Origin of the sequence: Bacillus sp. DB-2 (genome assembly GCF_003315125.1) — a bacterium.
GTDB classification, from domain to species: domain Bacteria; phylum Bacillota; class Bacilli; order Bacillales; family Bacillaceae_G; genus Bacillus_A; species Bacillus_A mycoides.
Genome location: NZ_QNRN01000004.1, coordinates 317349 through 333982, shown reverse-complemented (window position 1 = coordinate 333982; position 16634 = coordinate 317349). Strand labels below are relative to the sequence as shown.

Sequence of the window (16634 nt, the reverse complement as noted above, 5' to 3'; positions counted from 1 at the left end):
TGCTGTAACAAAAGAAAGAAGTATTAGCCGTGGATACGGCGGCTTGAAAATAGTATGTATTGGTTTTGGAAAAATATTCAAGTAGTGAAGGGGAATGGGGACAAATTTGAGGGCTATTCACTCGAACAGCTTCGTACCCGTCACAGTCGTTATCCTATTGTGACGGGTATCTGACTTATATTATTGAGGGAACGGGACGGAAGGATGCCACGGTATTGTTGCAGGAATCCAGACGGACCTGCGCGCTTACCCCAGCATTCGCGAGCTGCGTCACGGCATTCAAGATAGCAGACTTTCTGCCAGATTTGACGGCTACGTTATAGTTCACGACTAGGGGACGAACTGGGTCCTGAGGAGGAAATCGATTGAGAAATGATTGATGATAGGTTGTTCTTAACGTGACGTTCGCTGTCAACGTGATACCTTCTATAGTAATGCCAGTCAGCGTTGTCCCGTTAAATGAGGTGAGTTTGACTGTAAGCATGTAACGGTTTTGCATATTTATTTTTCCTTTATTATTAGACTTAATTTATTTTATTCTTGTCTAACAATTTAGTGTAGACACTTGCATCATAATAAATTGAAAGATATATAAGATTATATTTTGATAAGGCGTGGAGATTAAAAAAAGGCAGTTGAACAAAAACGTTATTTGAATAAAAGCTAGTGGACTAGTTTTTAACACTCACTGAAATTAATACTCATAATATACTTTGTAATAACTTATATGGAAGTGAGTTGAATACTAATGTTTTATTCATATTTTGATACCCGAGATAGAATGCGTCCGTATGGTACGGCGGGTATTACGTATAGTGGAGCGCAAAGTACAATTCAAGCTGTTCAACAAGCGTTACAAGCACAGCAGCAAATGCAACAAATACAGCAAGGTATACAACCGTACTATTCATCTATGGAGTATTATTATCCAATGCATCATATTACACCATACGGAATTTCTGTTTCAACAATTCCATATGGAACTGTATACAATTTATAAAAATATGCGAGGGAATAAATTTGAGTATTTATATAAGGGCGCAAGTACAGAGCGCCCTTATAAGAAATGATTCGTATCTGATGAATTAATATTCAATTAAATGTGTAATTAAAATTAATATAAAAATTTTATTTTGTATGTATTTGAAACACGAAAAGAGCACTTAATAAAGTGCTCTCATGACGAGATCATTCACTCAAAAGAAAGGAATACACCATATCATACGAAAATATTTTGAAATGCTCTTGGGCAAATTAATTATTATTTATAAAAAAAGCAGCTAGCAAAAGCTAACTGCTCGGATATGATGGGGATTAATGGAAGAACAGAGAAATATGATTAGTGTCTCTCTGTTTTTTATATTATCCGCAAATAAATCCGGTTGCTATACCAGTTGGAGCAACACCTACTGGGACCGTATCAATAACCGTATTTGTAGCAGTATTGATGACAGAAACAGTATTACTAGCTTGGTTTGTAACATAGGCGCGAGTGCCATCTGGTATGATAGTTACTTGGTCTGGTGATAGTGCAACCGGAATGGTATCGATGACGGTGTTTGTCAACGTACTTATTACAGATACATTATTACTTACTTTATTTACAACGTAAATACGAGCTCCATCCGGTGTAATAGCTATACCAACAGGTTCGGTACCTACGTTAATTGTATCAATAACGGAATTTGTAGCGGTGTTAATAACAGAAACAGTATTGCTGTTTTGATTTGTGACATAAGCACGAGTCCCATCTAGTGTGAAGACGATTATCCTAGGTCGAATACCGACATTAATGGTACCAACAACTGTGTTGGTAGCAGTAGCGATAACAGAAATTGTATTACTTAATTCGTTTGCAACATACGCAAAGGTCCCATTTGGAGAAACAGTAATTCCTTGCGGAGCGATTCCAACATTAATGGTACCAACAACTGTGTTGGTAGCAGCGTTAATAACAGAAACTGTATTATTACCATGATTTCCAACATAAACAGTTGTGTTATTTGGAGAAACAGCTACACCAATTGGATTAGTTCCAACAGGGATGGTAGCGATAACTGTATTAGTGGCAGTATCAATAACGGAAACGGTATTAGAAAAAATATTAGTAACATAAGCACGAGTCCCATTTGGTGAAACTGTTACTTCGAGAGGTGCATTATCTACAGTGATTGTATCGACTACTGTATTTGTTCCGGTGTTAATTACAGATACTGTATCATCTGCAGGATCATCAATGGCTCCTGCGTTTGTAGCATAAACAAGGAAATTACATCCAGGTCCCGTCGGCCCAGTAGGTCCCGTCGGTCCAGTTGGCCCCGGTGGGCAATCACAATCTCCCGATGGCCCAGTAGGTCCCGGTGGTCCTGCAGGCCCTTGAATACCTTGCACGCCTTGAGGTCCAGTAGGCCCTTCGGGCCCTTCAGTTCCTTGAATGCCCTGCACGCCTTGAGGTCCAGTAGGTCCTTCAGGTCCTGCAGGCCCTTCAGACCCTTGAATGCCTTGCACACCTTGAGGTCCAGTAGGTCCTGGTGGACCAGGAACTCCTGTTCCTGTCCCTGAACCAGTAGGTCCTGGTGGTCCTTGAATGCCTTGAATACCTTGCACACCTTGAGGTCCAGTAGGTCCAGTAGGCCCTTCAGGCCCTTCGGTTCCTTGAATGCCTTGCACGCCTTGAGGTCCAGTAGGCCCTTCAGGCCCTTCAGTTCCTTGAATACCTTGCACGCCTTGAGGTCCAGTAGGCCCTTCAGGTCCCGTAGGTCCCGTCGTTCCAGTAATGTTTAATAGTGAACTATTCAAGACTCCTTGTAAAATTAAGCTAAATGTCTGCTGCAACAAGGGGTCCGATATATTTGAACAACTAATAAGCGAAGACAAGTTTTGGAATAGAAATTGGAACAATGCTGAGATTTGAGTGAGAGATGCAGTAGGTAAGGAATTGATTAATTGGTTTATAGTTCGTAAAACTAAATTTCTATTTGGTGTATTTGGTTGTACTGCTATTAATAAATCATTTAATGCCTGTAATGTTATTTGGAGTATATGTCTAGTTGTAGGATTTGGTGTTGTGAAGAAAGAAAGAATAGCTTGGTTTAATTGGTTTATTATTTGCAATAATTCTTGTTGTTGAGAATTTGAGAAAAAAACAGGTGTACAACAATTACTTTGATTACAAGGGGATACAGAAATAAAGCAGGGGAGCTGAAACTTATCACACGAATTTGGTGAGTTGGACTTATTATTATATCTCATAAATAACTCCTCTAAAAAATTTTAAATGTTAGGTATGTCTTGATAATCTATATTAGCAACTGAGTTTAAAGTATTTATGGTTATATGTTTAATATGAAATGTTCAGAAATGTTTCTTCTTTCAAAGTATATGTGAATAAAGTGAAGATGCTCTTATTTTACATGTAATCATAGGCATAGAAAATATTATGACATATGATTTTATTAATATGACGCGCATTCCATATAACGGGCATCTGATTTGAATTTTTTTCAGCCTCTTAATACATTTAAGAGACTGGATTGTTTAGTGGAAATAAAACTTAATAAAATAATCCTTTATAAGTAAGTAGATCGAACGGAGGGGAACCGTATCGTACAAATCAATTGTATTTTTTTGGAAACGCAGATGAAAAAGAGATGCGAAGACTTGTGATGAAGGAGCTGAAAAACTACAAAGCATTGTGCGTTCAGATGAAAAATCAAGAAGAACAGGCTCAAGCGGGGGCATCGTTCTTTTTTCTAAAATGAAAAGTGACGATAAGAATCATATAGAAGAGAGCAACCATGTCCGTGTGATAAGGGGAAATATATTGAAATTATGAAGGTGTATGCAATAGAAGAAATATAAAAAAGTGCTAACATGTATGCGGAATAGACATAAAACATCGCTGATATGCCATTCATAAAAATAGATTTTTCTTAGCAGAAATCACTAATTATAAATACTTATAAAATTAGCTCTAATATAGCAGATATTGAAGCGAAGAAAAATAAAGATGGGATTGCTTATTGGAAATACGAAGATGACCAAACAAAATTATGGAATATACGACTATAGAACTAGAAAATGACGACATAAATCTAAATGTTATTGTTTAAATTCATATTTTATAATTTCCATTTATCCCGCTATTTGTGGGCAGTAAAATTCCCACCTCAAAATTCGACTGGAGCAAAGAAGTTAGGTGGGAGTCGGGCTAATAATCAGTGGGGGATGAACAAAATCCCCACTGATTAAAGTGTCACTTTATAAAAATGAGCCCATAGTAAAAATAACCTAAAAATAGGCATATGAACAAGGTGCATCCTCTAGTGATAGGTCATATTTTGTTGGTGTACGTATTGAACTTAGTTTATCCCGCTATTTGTGGGCAGTAAAACTCCCACCTCAAAATTCGACGAGCAAAGAAGTTAGGTGGGAGTCAGGCTACCTGTAAACGCCCTACTGGGGCGGGCTAATAATCAGTGGGGGATGAACACTCCCCACTGATTAAAGTGTCACTTTATAGCGCTATTTCTACTTAGATTTAACGAACAGAAATATAGGAAAGCATCGATGGGGTTGTAGTTTATAAACGGAGGTCATGAAAATGAATAAGTTTCAACAAGAACTACAAGCGTTAAGCCTTAATGATTATCAGTCTGGAAATATTGTGTATTGGGACCAGCAAAACCAATATCCATATTACTATATTACAGATGATGCTCGTCGCTGTGGCGGTTGTGGTCGTTGTGGCGGTTGTGGCGGTGGTCGTTGTGGTGGTTGTGGCGGTGGTCGTTGTGGTGGATTCCGTTGTTTTGGTTGCTTCGGTTGCTTTAGTTGTTTTGGCTGTGGTGGTTGCTCTAATTGCTCTAATTGTTTTGATGGTTTTAATGGTACTACTGTAACATTTGAATATTGATAAGAGACAAAAAGGAATCCATTTTGAAAAAAGATTAATCGAAACGGATTCCTACTTTGTGAAGCATTATATAATTTTTATAAAAGTGTGCTAACAAGTTTGCAAACGGACTTGCTAACACCTATACGAAATAGACATAAAATATCGCTGATGTGTAGCTTAATAATACGATAATAATTTAGCACTTATAATGAATAATAGGTTATTAGAAAAGAAACCATAAAATGTAATGTTTTATATCATTATAAAAAGAGATTATTCTAATAGGTCGTTGTGTAACGGCTGCATAGGATAATCTCTTTTTATGCTTATTTTTGTAAAGAATGTACTGTTATTTTGAGTTGCTCAATAAATTTCCGGGTAGCAGCGCACATATATTTATCTCCTCTATAAATAAGTCCTATATCTATTGTTGGAGTGGGGTTTTCAATTTTAATAGCTTGTATGTGCTCATTTTGCAAAAAGTCTATATACGGTTTTGGTAACACGGTAATCCCCATACCTTGTGCGACCATTTGAATTAAAGATTCCATTGTACTAATTTCTAAAATTGGCTTTGGTTTAAAGTTAAAGTTTTGACAATGGGATGTAATTAGTTCAGTTAAAAAGAAATTTTTAGGTAAAAGAATTAGAGGATAGTTCTGTAATTCTGCAATAGATACACGATCATGTTCAGTTAAAGTATGACCGGTTGGCACGACTAATGTAAGCTCACTTTTATATAGTGGGATAGAAACAATCTCTTTATCTTGCACTGGAAGAAATGTAATGCCAATATCTAATTCATTTTGTAATAATTTTTCACGAATTTCCCCTGTACGAAGACCTAATACAGAAAGTTCAATATTCGGATATAAATTATTGAAATTTAAAATGGCTGGTGGCAGTAAATAATTTACGACGGTTAACAATGAGCCGATTGTTAAGGATCCATGTTGTAATCCGTTTAAATCTTGAATGGTAGAGCGGGCTTGTTCGACTTCGTGGAAGATTGTTTTACTGTGCGATAATAAAACTCTGCCTGCTTCAGTTAAAGATATTTTTTTACCAATTCGATCAAAAAGTGGCATTCCTACTTCATGTTCTAATGCACGTATTTGTTGGCTTAGTGAAGGTTGTGAAATATTTAATTTCTCGGCTGCTCTTGTGAAATGTAATTCTTTCGAAACAGCTAAAAAGTATTCTAATTGTCGTAATTCGATTGAAATCACCTCAAGTTTAATCATAGGATATACCTATCATTATTATATAAATAATTGAATTGAACAATGGTTTTGTGGGATATATAATCACTTTATCAGAAATGGATTGATTAAAAAATTAGATGAGGTGAAGAAGAATTGTTGAAATCTAATGTATTACCGGGCAGTTATTCACAAGTACTTCAAAAAAGGTATGAGGAGGCTGTACCGAAAGGAATATATCATTTAACGCCTTTATATGTAAAAGAAGCAAGGGGAGCGATAATAACAGATGTAGATGGAAATCAGTTTATTGATTTTGCTGGTGGAATTGGTATGCAAAATGTTGGACATTGTCATCCGAAAGTTGTAAGAGCGGTACAAAAACAAGCAGAATCATTTATACATCCTTGTTTTCATGTAACTCCATATGAGAATTATATTACTTTAGCGGAGAAAATTAATGAGAAAGTGCCAGGTACAAGTAAGAAAAAAACGATGTTTGCCAATAGTGGTGCGGAAGCGATTGAAAATGCTGTAAAAATCGCACGTAAAGTAACAGGGCGGAGGAAAGTAATTTCGTTTGAACGAGGATTTCATGGGAGAACATTAATGACAATGTCTTTATCGACCAAAGAAAATCCATATAAAGCAGGATTTGGTCCGTTCGTTTCAGACATGCATATATTGCCGTATCCGTACTATTACAGAGCTGAAGAAGGAGTTTCTCCTGAAGAAGTGGATTCTCAAGTCATCTATCAGTTTGAAAAGTTTTTAGAAGAAGTATCACCTGAACAAGTAGCAGCAATCGTAATGGAACCAGTGCAAGGAGAAGGTGGGTTTATTGTTCCTTCTATTTCATTTGTAAAACGATTACGAGAAATTTGTAATCAATACGGTATTTTAATGATAATGGATGAAGTGCAAACTGGATTTGGCCGAACAGGGAAATGGTTTGCAACGGAACATTTTCATATAGAACCTGACATAATGACTTTGTCAAAATCAATTGCTGGCGGTTTACCATTAAGTGCTATTGTCGGTCGTGCGGAGTTGATGGACATTCCTGGGAGAGGACAAATTGGTGGAACTTTTGCTGGGAGTCCGTTATCATGTGCAGCCGGTCTTGCTGTATTTGAAATAATGGAAGAAGAAAATCTAGTTGAAAGGGCTCAGCAAATTGGAAATAGAATAATGTCACATCTACATCAAATGCAATTAAAGTACGAAGTGATTGGTGATGTTCGTGGAATCGGTGCGATGGTTGGAATGGAACTTGTAACGAATCGCATAACGAAAGAACCTGCAAAAGAACTAACAGTAAAGCTAATTGAAGATTTTTGGAAGAATGGGCTTATAAGTATTGGAGCGGGGATATTTGATAATGTACTACGCTTTTTACCGCCTCTTGTCATTTCAAATGAAGAAATTGATAAGGGTTTTGAAATAATAAATCAATCTTTTAAAAAAATGTGCGGAAAGTGAGAGAGGCAATTATGATAAATAAATTATATGAGGTACTATCACTAAATATAGGATTCCCAAAAGAAGTTATGTATGGAGGCAAATTAATTCATACGGGTATAAATAAAACGAAAACAAAGGAACCTATATATTTATCATTTCTAAAATTTAAAGGTGATGGTCAGGCGGATTTAGTTCATCATGGTGGTGTGGATAAAGCGGTTTGTGTGTATTCGAGCGAACATTATAGTTATTGGGAAGAAACATTGAATCAAGACCTTGAATATGGAGCGTTCGGAGAAAATATAACAGTTAGCGGTATACGTGAAGAGGATGTTTGTATCGGTGATACGTTTGAGCTCGGAGAAGCGATTGTACAAGTAACGCAACCAAGACAACCTTGTTTTAAGTTAGCTAAGAAATACAATATTCCCAAGTTACCACTGTATTTTCAAGACACGGGATATACAGGATTTTATTTTCGTGTATTAAAAGAAGGGTGGGTATCACCAGTTGATACGTTAAAGTTGCTGAAGTCTGATCCAATAAGTGTTACAGTAGCGTTTGCTAATCGTATTATGCATAAGGAAAAACAGAATATAGAAGGGATAAAGAGAATATTAGAAGTACATGCACTTTCTACTAGTTGGAGAAAGACATTTGAAAAGCGACTGAGGGGAGAAGAAATTAATACGAAGGAGAGGCTTGAAGGAACGAAAGAATAAAAATTTTTTTAAAAAAATGGTGCATTTCTATTAGTAAAGACTAAATAGAAAGCACTATTTTTATATAATAACCTTATTAATATGCAAAAATCTTAATATTTTTTTATTCGACTTGTTTTCAAATGGTGAAAACATAAAATTAATTGGACTATTTTTTTATATTTTATGATAGTATATTGATTTGTAAGATCTATTATTTTAAGAGTAGGTCATATAACCATATCTAATTTTATGGAATTGACATATGGAGGTACAACATGGGGAATGTTGAAAAAATGGCAAACTTTCTATTAGAAGAACCGAGAAGAGAACAGTTATTTCCTTTATTTGAAGAAGTGTTTGGGATTACAAGTCAAACATTGAATGATTTTTCGGAGAAAGGGTATTGGGATTATACATATAAAGCATTATCATTTTTACAAGATGATAAAGCGATTGCAAATGTTGCGGCATTTTCACTTCCGCTTTTAATTAATGGTGAAAAAATAAATGCAGCGGGTATTCAATCAGTAATGACACATCCGAATTATCGTAGACGAGGATTAATGAAACAATTATTTAGTAAGATGATAGAGGAAATTGATGAGCAATTCGAGTGTACGGTCTTGTTTACTGAAAATCCGGAACTATATAAACCATTTGGTTTTCAAATTGTGCAAGAATATTTGATGACAGTATCATACGAAAACAAGAGTAATAAAGATTCTCAACTTAAAAAGTTAGATTTTTATAATGAAGCGGATAGACAATTAATATATGAGATTATTGAAAATGGCCAAAGGCTTTCTAATAAATTTTCAACGTTAAATTACCGCTCTTCGTTTTATTTAAATATGTATGATTCAACATGGAATGAAAACCTGTATTATTCAGAGAAATTAGATGCGCTGATTATTTTTACAGTAGAAAATCAAAAACTAAAATTATTTGGAGTATTTGCGCCGGTAATTCCGATTTTAGATGAATTATGTGAGGAAATCCCTGGGGAATTTACGGAGATTGAATTTTATTTTTACCCAGATCAATTAGGAATTGATGATGTACAATATACAGAATTACAGACTAGTAAGTATTTAATGGTTCGAAGTAATAAAGAATTAGATTTTAAAGGTTATAAATTCCCGGTATTAACTGAGTTTTAAATATTAATTTAAATGCTTTTTTATGGAGGAATTATGAAAACATCATATATACCAAATCATATTGAGCAACTTACTGTAATGAACGCACCTAAATTTTACAAACTTGAAGACAATGATACATTCATTGTCCATTCGAAAGAAGAAACAGATTTTTGGCTGAAAACCCATTATGGTTTTGAAGTAATGAATGGCCATGTATTTTATGATGAGATAATGACAGATTTTCAGGCTGAGGTTCAATTGCGCATGAATCCAAATGCGACATACGATCAAGCGGGTTTATTTGTTATGATTTCTGAGAAGTGTTGGTTAAAAACATCTTTAGAATATATTCCTGAGGGGCCATCACATTTAGGTGCTGTCGTAACGAATAATGGCTATTCTGATTGGTCAACGCAAGACTATCCAAATGAGTTTGCTAAGCAACGATTACGTTTTCGAATTATTAGAAAACTTGGCGATTATACAATATATGTGAAAACGAGTCAGCGATGGGAACAAATAAGAATCGCTCATTTGATGGAGGACATAGGTAATGAGCCTGTTAAAATTGGTTTTTATACGTGTAGTCCTTCTGAAAATAATGGATTCGAGACCGAGGTTTTCGATTTTAAAATTGAACAAATATAGATGGGAAAACCGCATTCTTACTAAATGAGAATGCGGTTTTTATTAAGTTAAAGAGTATTCACATCAACTGGCAGTGAAAATGCCTGGTAGATTAAAGTTCCATTTTATTGACTAAAAATGATTTAAAACTTATCATTTAATAATGTTAAATATTAATTTACCTAATATAATAGGACTAATGGAGAAATTACAGACTATATCGCTCAAATAAGGAGGAATATAAATTATTCGATGGTAATTTCATGAAAAAAGGAGATTGTGTATGAAATCATTTCGCAAGTTGTTACAGTATTTAAAACCATACATGTTCTTCGCTATTATTGGACCGCTATTTATGGTACTTGAGGTTGCGATGGACTTAATTCAACCGACAATAATGCAACATATTATTGATGTTGGAATTGCAAACCGGGATTTGAATTATGTAATAAAAATGGGGCTTCTTATGATAGGAGCAGCAGCAATCGGTTTAGTTGGAGGACTTGGTTGTATGATGTATTCTACAAAAGCTGCTGTTAATTTCGCTACAGACATACGAAAAGATGTGTTTGCGAAAATAGAAACATTTTCTAGCAAAAATCGTGATTCATTTGGAACAGGTAAATTATTAACAATCGTGACAAATGATATTACATCTATTCAATCGGCAATGACGATGACGTTACGTGTACTTGTCCGTGGACCGTTATTATTTATTGGAAGTATCATTATAGTCTTTGTAACAGCGAGAGACCTATTTCCAATTTTACTTGTTGTGGTACCCGTATTATTAGTTGCAATTGTATTGATTGCAGGTCAATCGAGCGGTTCATTTAAGCGAGTACAAGAAGCATTAGATAAAGTAAACACAAAGCTACAAGAAAATTTATCCGGTGTACGTGTTATAAAAGCATATGTAAGACAAAAATATGAAATCGCACAGTTTGAGAAAGTTAATACAAGTTTAACTGAAATAAATATCCGTGCAATACAAATTATTTCATTGATGATGCCAATTATTATGCTAGTTGTAAATAGCGGAATTGTAGCAACTTTATGGATTGGTGGCGAGAAAGTTTTTAACGGTACACTCCAAGTAGGGGCCATTTTAGCTTTTATTAACTATTTAAATATCATTTTAATGTCACTTATGTCTATTAGTATGGTATTTATTCAAATTGCCCGTGCTTTTCCATCAGCTGATCGTGTACAACAAGTCTTACATACTGAAGTTGATATTACAACTGAAGGCGACGTATATGAACCAAAACAAGTGGGTGGTAATGTAGAGTTTAAAAATGTTAGCTATAGTTATACGAAAAATAATGAATATGTTTTAAAAGATATTTCATTTACTGTACGTAAAGGTGAAAAAATAGGGATTATTGGATCGACCGGAAGTGGTAAATCTACATTGGCGAAACTATTGCCACGACTTTACGATGTTGATCAAGGTGAAATATGTATAGATGATGTTAATGTGAAAGCATACGATTTGCAAAAACTTCGTGCTTCCATTGGCTTCGTTCCACAAAAGGCACTTCTTTTTTCAGGTAGTATAGAAGAGAATTTACGTTATGGCAAAGAAGATGCAACTTATGATGAATTGGAATTAGCATCTTCATCTGCTTGTGCGACTGAGTTTATCAATAAGCTGGAAGACTCTTATGAATATAACTTAACACAAGGTGCAACCAATCTATCTGGTGGTCAAAAACAACGTATATCTATTGCAAGAGCCCTAGTGAGAAAGCCATCTATTCTTGTATTAGACGATTCTACATCGGCAGTTGATGCGAAGTCAGAAGCTGTAATACAGGAAGCGTTAAGGACAAGATATAGTGGCACAACGACATTTTTAATTGCATCAAAAATATCTTCTATTATAGATGCTGATAAAATCCTCGTTTTGAATAACGGTGAATTAGTTGGAAATGGTACGCATGAGGATTTATTGGCAACTTGTGAAGTGTATCAGGAAATTTATCTTTCCCAAGGTGGTAGCCTGCAGCAAGAAGGAGGGGAAGAGCATGCGTAATTTTCAAGGACAATTTGGAAATAAAGGTGGACGTAACAATCCGAAAACTGGAAAAACAAAGAATACTAAAGGAACTATAATGCGAGTATGGAACTACATGGGGTATCAAAAAGCATCTCTTATGTTCGTTATTATTCTTGTATTTATCACGACATTACTAGGTTTACTTGGGCCATATTATATGGGGGTCATCATTGATGAATACATTGTACCGAAGGATTTAAGCGGGACAGCGAGAATGTGCATGCTGCTCATTGCAATATATGGGATAACCGTATTGTTAACATGGTTACAAACATTTGTAATGATTAATGTTGCATTAAAGACGATACAAAAAATACGACAAGATATTTTTGAAAAAATCCAAACACTTTCTCTACGATTCTTTGATGTACGTTCTCAAGGTGATTTAATGAGCCGTGTGACAAATGATATTGATAACTTAAATCAAGCTTTGACACAAAGTGTTGTGCAAATCATTTCATCAGCGTTAACGTTTATAGGTGTAACAATTGCGATGTTTTCATTAGATTGGATTTTAGCGATTGTAACTTTAATTACAGTACCTATTATGTTTTTCGTTACGAAAAAACTAGTTGCTTATAGTGGGAAAAACTTTGCGAAGCGTCAAAAGGATTTAGGAGAATTAAATGGATTTATTGAGGAAGCCATTACAGGTGCAGACGTAACTACGTTATACGGAAAAGAAAAAGAAACCGTACATAACTTCAATAAAATTAACGAACAGCTAAGAATTTCAGCAACGAAGGCTGAAACGTTTTCAGCATTTATTTTTCCAAGTATGAACTTTATTAATAACTTAGGAATGGGGCTTGTAATTGGAACTGGATCGGTAATGGTATTAAACGGAATGACAACAGTAGGTGTCATTGCAGCTTTTATTAATTATTCTCGACAATTTTCAAGGCCACTTAGTCAATTTGCAACTTTAATGAATACGATTCAAGCGGCAGTTGCTGGAGGAGAACGTGTCTTTGAAATTATGGATGAAGTACCAGAAATTCAAAATAAAAAAGATGCAGTACTTGTACAAAATTTACAAGGACATGTTAGGCTTGAGAAAGTTTCATTTGGATACGCACAGGACAACATGATTTTAAAAGATGTGAGTCTCAAGGCGAATCCTGGGGAGACAATCGCTTTAGTCGGTCCAACTGGATCAGGAAAAACAACAATTATTAATTTGTTAACTCGCTTTTATGACATTCAAAAAGGGCAAATTAGCATTGATGAAAAAGATATAAAGGATTATGATATTAATTCTTTGCGGAGTAAAATAGGGGTTGTTTTACAAGATACGTATTTATTTGCAGGAACGATTATGGAAAATATTCGATATGGACGTTTAGATGCAAGTGATGAAGAAGTAGTTGCAGCAGCAAAAGCAGCATCAGCACATTCTTTTATAAAACATCTACCGAATCAATATGAAACGGAAATTGCTTCAGAAGGTTCGAATTTAAGTCAAGGACAAAAACAACTCCTTGCGATTGCACGAGCGATTTTAGCAGATGCAGATATATTAATTCTCGACGAAGCAACATCTAATATTGATACGAGAACAGAATTACAAATTCAATCTGGATTAAATAATTTAATGAGAGGGCGAACAAGTTTTGTAATCGCTCATCGGCTGAAAACGATTGAAAAAGCAGATCAAATACTTGTAATTAAAGATGGTAGTATTTTTGAAAGAGGAAATCACGAATCTCTTATGGAAGAGAAAGGATTCTACTTTGATTTGTATACGAGTCAGTTTAAAATTTAACAAAAATATTGATGTGGTGAGGTTTCTCTAGAAAAGAGAAACCTCATTTTTTATATTTGCAAACATTGCTATCCGAATAGTCTTTCACTGAATGTTTTAACAGCGTACTTTTGCAGACTAGGTGAAAAGAGGTTGGCTTGATCATAAGGCTGGTGGTATGAAGTTGAGTAAATTTGAAGTAAGATTGATTCGGTGTTTGTTGCTTTGTTATGTTGGGGGGCAAGTCAGTTTGGTTTCAGCTTATATTTAGTGGGAAATGAACAAAAATCCGCTTCGATTAAAGCTATACGTTATTATTTTTTTGCAGAAAACTCCCGCCTTAAGGAGTGAATAGAGCAGAGTCCAATAAATAGGTGGGAGATTTGAGCTGACTAGGTAAAAGCTTTAAGCATTTGTGACATATCGGAATTAGTTCGTTTCGATATGTCACAAATGGTATATAGAGTATCACCTCAACCCATGAATGAATTAGAACTATGAAATAGATTACTATTAAAAACAATCTAAGTTTTAAAAATATATAGAAAGGTAGTTTATAAGTAACCGGAATGAGTATAGAGCTAGTTTATAACGATTGATATAGCGCTGAAAACCAATAAAACAGCCATAATGATGTTAAATAATTGAGTATGTTGTAATAAAAGTTTTTGGAATATTGAACCAAACAGGCTCCAACTAAATGTACTCATTAAACCGACTACACCTAGAAATAATGAAAAAAGTAGAAAACTGGAATATGAATTGTAGTAAGGGAGAATAAAAGTAGAAACTACAGTCAGTCCGAATAATATCCCTTTAGGGTTAACAAACTGAAGAAAAATCCCCACTGTAAATAAGTTTTTATTATCTTTTTCATCGGGATCTGTACTGCCTTTACTAGTGAGTATTTTAATAGCTAGATATAGCATGTATGCTACTCCTAAAATTTTTAAAGGTAATTCGATTTTGGGTAAAATATTAATTAGTACGATATTAAAGAAACTACATAAAGAAGTGAGGAGGAAAAAACCGAAAGCTACTCCAAAGCAAAATTGCATGCTCCTTTTCAAACCAAGTTGATTTGCGTATGTCATAGCTAAAAAATTGTTAGGACCTGGTGTGAAGCTACTAATAAAAACAAATAATAAAAAAGAAAATAAAGGCATTTCAAAACCCCCTAAGTATTTTTCGTGTGTTATAATGACCGAAAAGAACAATATAACGCGTGCTTTTTATTATACATAACGGTCGTTATATTGTATATAGTATAGGAGTGTTTTTTATGGAAGAAATTCAACTTATTTTGGCGAAAAATATAAAGGCAATACGTGAGAAAGAAAAATTAAGTTTAGAAAAGGTTTCCCAATTAACGGGTGTGAGTAAAACGATGATTGGACAAATTGAAAGAGGAGATTCAAGCCCGACACTAACAACGATATGGAAAATTGCGAATGGTTTAAAAGTGTCTTTTACGTCTTTAATTAATAATCCACAGCCTGATACGAAAGTGGTTTTACGAAACGATGTTCAAGTATTATCAGAAGACAATGGGAGATATAAAGTGTATCCTTCTTTTCCTTTTCAAGATGATAGGAACTTTGAAATCTATACGGTTGAAATTGAAAAGGAAGGAAAATTAAGTTCGGAAGGCCATAAAGAAGGGACCGAAGAATTTATAACGGTGTTTGAGGGAGAATTGACAATTGAAATAAATGATTGTCAATATACATTAAATAGCGGAGATTCAATTCGCTTTAAGGCGGATAGACCGCACTCTTATCATAATTCCGGACGAACGCTAACTCGGTTAAGTATGACCATTTATTATCCAGCTTCATAAACTTGCTATTTTATTTAAAATATAAAGAGATATGTTTTGATAAAACCATCTATAAGAGATGGTTTTATTTATTACAATTTACAAAAAAAGACACTCATTTGAGTGTCAACACAGTATTGCTCTCGCGTATAGGATTGGAGAATATTTCTCAAATACGTATTGAGATGGTTCGTAAAGGAGAAACTGTCTTCTTATTTAATGTAACATCAGCATGGGCGCAGTGTAAATTGATAATATATATACGGAAAATTTAGTAAAGATAGTTACTACTATGAATATAGTGAAATGTGTTTTTGTTGCTTAATCACTGTCGTGATAGTTACTAGTTTAGTATCTAAAAATGTTTATTAAAAAAAGAATGAATCATTTTTTAATCGATTCGTATAATTGTTAGAAAGGTACCTGTTGAACCACCTTCAACTAAATTAAAGATGGATAATATGCCGAATAATTGAAGTGAAATTGTATTACCAGCAAATAAATTGGTAATTAAATTATTATTATAATTTGAAGTTGATATTGCGGGAGTAAAAATAGATCTAGGAAGTGGAATGGAAGAGTTCAATAGTAGTTATAGCAAAGGTAAATGTTTAATGTATGTAAAAATCATTTGAGAATGAAAAAAAGATTAGTTATGGAATTTTTCTAAAATGATAGAGTTATTATTATATAAATTAGTAGACAAAAATGTGGAATGAGGTATTAAATTGAAGCGTGATGATAAATTATCAATAAATAAAGCTATGATAGAACCTGGAAATATTGGACCTACATTTCCAGTTCTTCCCCCAATTTATATTCCAACGGGACCAACAGGTACAACGGGACCAACAGGTGTAACAGGCCCGACCGGTCTAACGGGATCCACAGGTGTAACGGGCCCGACCGGCACAACGGGATCCACAGGTGTAACGGGCCCGACCGGCACAACGGGATTCACAGGTGTAACAGG

Annotated in this window: 13 protein-coding genes and 1 pseudogene (1 of these 14 only partly in view); 10 read left to right on the top strand and 4 right to left on the bottom strand. The window is 34.6% G+C overall.

Annotated elements, in window-relative coordinates; genetic code table 11:
• Window positions 1-748 precede the first annotated feature (748 nt).
• Window positions 749-1000, top strand: a complete 252-nt coding sequence (locus DET63_RS09390) for a DUF3947 family protein (protein WP_002136277.1) — start codon at window positions 749-751, stop codon at window positions 998-1000.
• Window positions 1001-1362: 362 nt separating this feature from the next.
• Here the strand turns inward: DET63_RS09390 and DET63_RS09385 are convergent, their stop codons facing one another.
• The gene (locus tag DET63_RS09385; RefSeq protein WP_113936526.1) at window positions 1363-3252 is read right to left on the bottom strand and encodes a YVTN family beta-propeller repeat protein; all 1890 of its coding nucleotides are present in this window, start codon (window positions 3250-3252) and stop codon (window positions 1363-1365) included.
• Between the two features lie 1351 nt (window positions 3253-4603).
• Here DET63_RS09385 and DET63_RS09380 point away from each other — a divergent pair.
• Window positions 4604-4915, top strand: a complete 312-nt coding sequence (locus DET63_RS09380; protein WP_113936525.1) for a heterocycloanthracin/sonorensin family bacteriocin — start codon at window positions 4604-4606, stop codon at window positions 4913-4915.
• 308 nt (window positions 4916-5223) lie between these two features.
• Here DET63_RS09380 and DET63_RS09375 read toward each other — a convergent pair whose 3' ends face one another.
• A complete protein-coding gene (locus DET63_RS09375) occupies window positions 5224-6126 on the bottom strand; it encodes a LysR family transcriptional regulator (RefSeq protein ID WP_088038438.1) in 903 nt (300 codons plus the stop codon).
• Between the two features lie 129 nt (window positions 6127-6255).
• On the opposite strand from DET63_RS09375, the gene gabT reads away from it, so the two are divergent.
• The 6 genes from gabT (at window position 6256) to DET63_RS09345 (ending at window position 13863) form a co-directional block, all read left to right on the top strand.
• Window positions 6256-7581, top strand: a complete 1326-nt coding sequence (gabT, locus tag DET63_RS09370; RefSeq protein WP_113936524.1) for a 4-aminobutyrate--2-oxoglutarate transaminase — start codon at window positions 6256-6258, stop codon at window positions 7579-7581.
• Between the two features lie 11 nt (window positions 7582-7592).
• Window positions 7593-8285 carry an MOSC domain-containing protein gene (locus DET63_RS09365; RefSeq protein WP_016126922.1) on the top strand — a complete coding sequence of 231 codons (693 nt, stop codon included), beginning with the start codon at window positions 7593-7595 and terminating at the stop codon, window positions 8283-8285.
• Between the two features lie 257 nt (window positions 8286-8542).
• Complete coding sequence (locus DET63_RS09360; RefSeq protein WP_063219533.1) at window positions 8543-9427, top strand: GNAT family N-acetyltransferase; 885 nt, start codon at window positions 8543-8545, stop codon at window positions 9425-9427.
• Between the two features lie 33 nt (window positions 9428-9460).
• A complete protein-coding gene (locus DET63_RS09355) occupies window positions 9461-10057 on the top strand; it encodes a DUF1349 domain-containing protein (RefSeq protein WP_113936523.1) in 597 nt (198 codons plus the stop codon).
• Between the two features lie 262 nt (window positions 10058-10319).
• The gene (locus DET63_RS09350) at window positions 10320-12074 is read left to right on the top strand and encodes an ABC transporter ATP-binding protein (RefSeq protein ID WP_113936522.1); all 1755 of its coding nucleotides are present in this window, start codon (window positions 10320-10322) and stop codon (window positions 12072-12074) included.
• Window positions 12067-13863 carry an ABC transporter ATP-binding protein gene (locus DET63_RS09345; protein WP_113936521.1) on the top strand — a complete coding sequence of 599 codons (1797 nt, stop codon included), beginning with the start codon at window positions 12067-12069 and terminating at the stop codon, window positions 13861-13863. Before DET63_RS09350 ends, DET63_RS09345 begins: the two co-directional genes overlap by 8 nt.
• A gap of 560 nt (window positions 13864-14423) precedes the next feature.
• On the opposite strand, the gene DET63_RS09340 is transcribed toward DET63_RS09345, so the two are convergent.
• Window positions 14424-15008 (bottom strand): LysE family translocator, encoded by a 585-nt coding sequence (locus DET63_RS09340; RefSeq protein ID WP_113936520.1) that lies wholly within the window; start codon window positions 15006-15008, stop codon window positions 14424-14426.
• 59 nt (window positions 15009-15067) lie between these two features.
• On the opposite strand from DET63_RS09340, the gene DET63_RS09335 reads away from it, so the two are divergent.
• Complete coding sequence (locus DET63_RS09335; protein ID WP_113936519.1) at window positions 15068-15682, top strand: helix-turn-helix domain-containing protein; 615 nt, start codon at window positions 15068-15070, stop codon at window positions 15680-15682.
• Between the two features lie 370 nt (window positions 15683-16052).
• Here the strand turns inward: DET63_RS09335 and DET63_RS09330 are convergent.
• Window positions 16053-16253: pseudogene (locus tag DET63_RS09330) on the bottom strand (BclA C-terminal domain-containing protein); the annotation flags it as partial.
• A gap of 136 nt (window positions 16254-16389) precedes the next feature.
• On the opposite strand from DET63_RS09330, the gene DET63_RS09325 reads away from it, so the two are divergent.
• Window positions 16390-16634 carry the start of a DUF4183 domain-containing protein gene (locus tag DET63_RS09325; RefSeq protein WP_113936518.1) on the top strand. The gene runs 700 nt beyond the window's last position, so 245 of the gene's 945 nt are visible here — the first part of the coding sequence; its start codon is at window positions 16390-16392; its stop codon lies beyond the right edge, outside the window.

What these genes read in the sequence shown, in the direction of transcription:
- DET63_RS09360 (WP_063219533.1), top strand. Translation starts at nt 8,543, where the DNA reads ATGGGGAATGTTGAAAAAATGGCAAACTTTCTATTAGAAGAACCGAGA.
- DET63_RS09365 (WP_016126922.1), top strand. Translation starts at nt 7,593, where the DNA reads ATGATAAATAAATTATATGAGGTACTATCACTAAATATAGGATTCCCA.
- DET63_RS09340 (WP_113936520.1), bottom strand. Translation starts at nt 15,008, where the DNA reads ATGCCTTTATTTTCTTTTTTATTATTTGTTTTTATTAGTAGCTTCACA.
- DET63_RS09385 (WP_113936526.1), bottom strand. Translation starts at nt 3,252, where the DNA reads ATGAGATATAATAATAAGTCCAACTCACCAAATTCGTGTGATAAGTTT.
- DET63_RS09355 (WP_113936523.1), top strand. Translation starts at nt 9,461, where the DNA reads ATGAAAACATCATATATACCAAATCATATTGAGCAACTTACTGTAATG.
- DET63_RS09345 (WP_113936521.1), top strand. Translation starts at nt 12,067, where the DNA reads ATGCGTAATTTTCAAGGACAATTTGGAAATAAAGGTGGACGTAACAAT.
- DET63_RS09350 (WP_113936522.1), top strand. Translation starts at nt 10,320, where the DNA reads ATGAAATCATTTCGCAAGTTGTTACAGTATTTAAAACCATACATGTTC.
- DET63_RS09390 (WP_002136277.1), top strand. Translation starts at nt 749, where the DNA reads ATGTTTTATTCATATTTTGATACCCGAGATAGAATGCGTCCGTATGGT.
- DET63_RS09380 (WP_113936525.1), top strand. Translation starts at nt 4,604, where the DNA reads ATGAATAAGTTTCAACAAGAACTACAAGCGTTAAGCCTTAATGATTAT.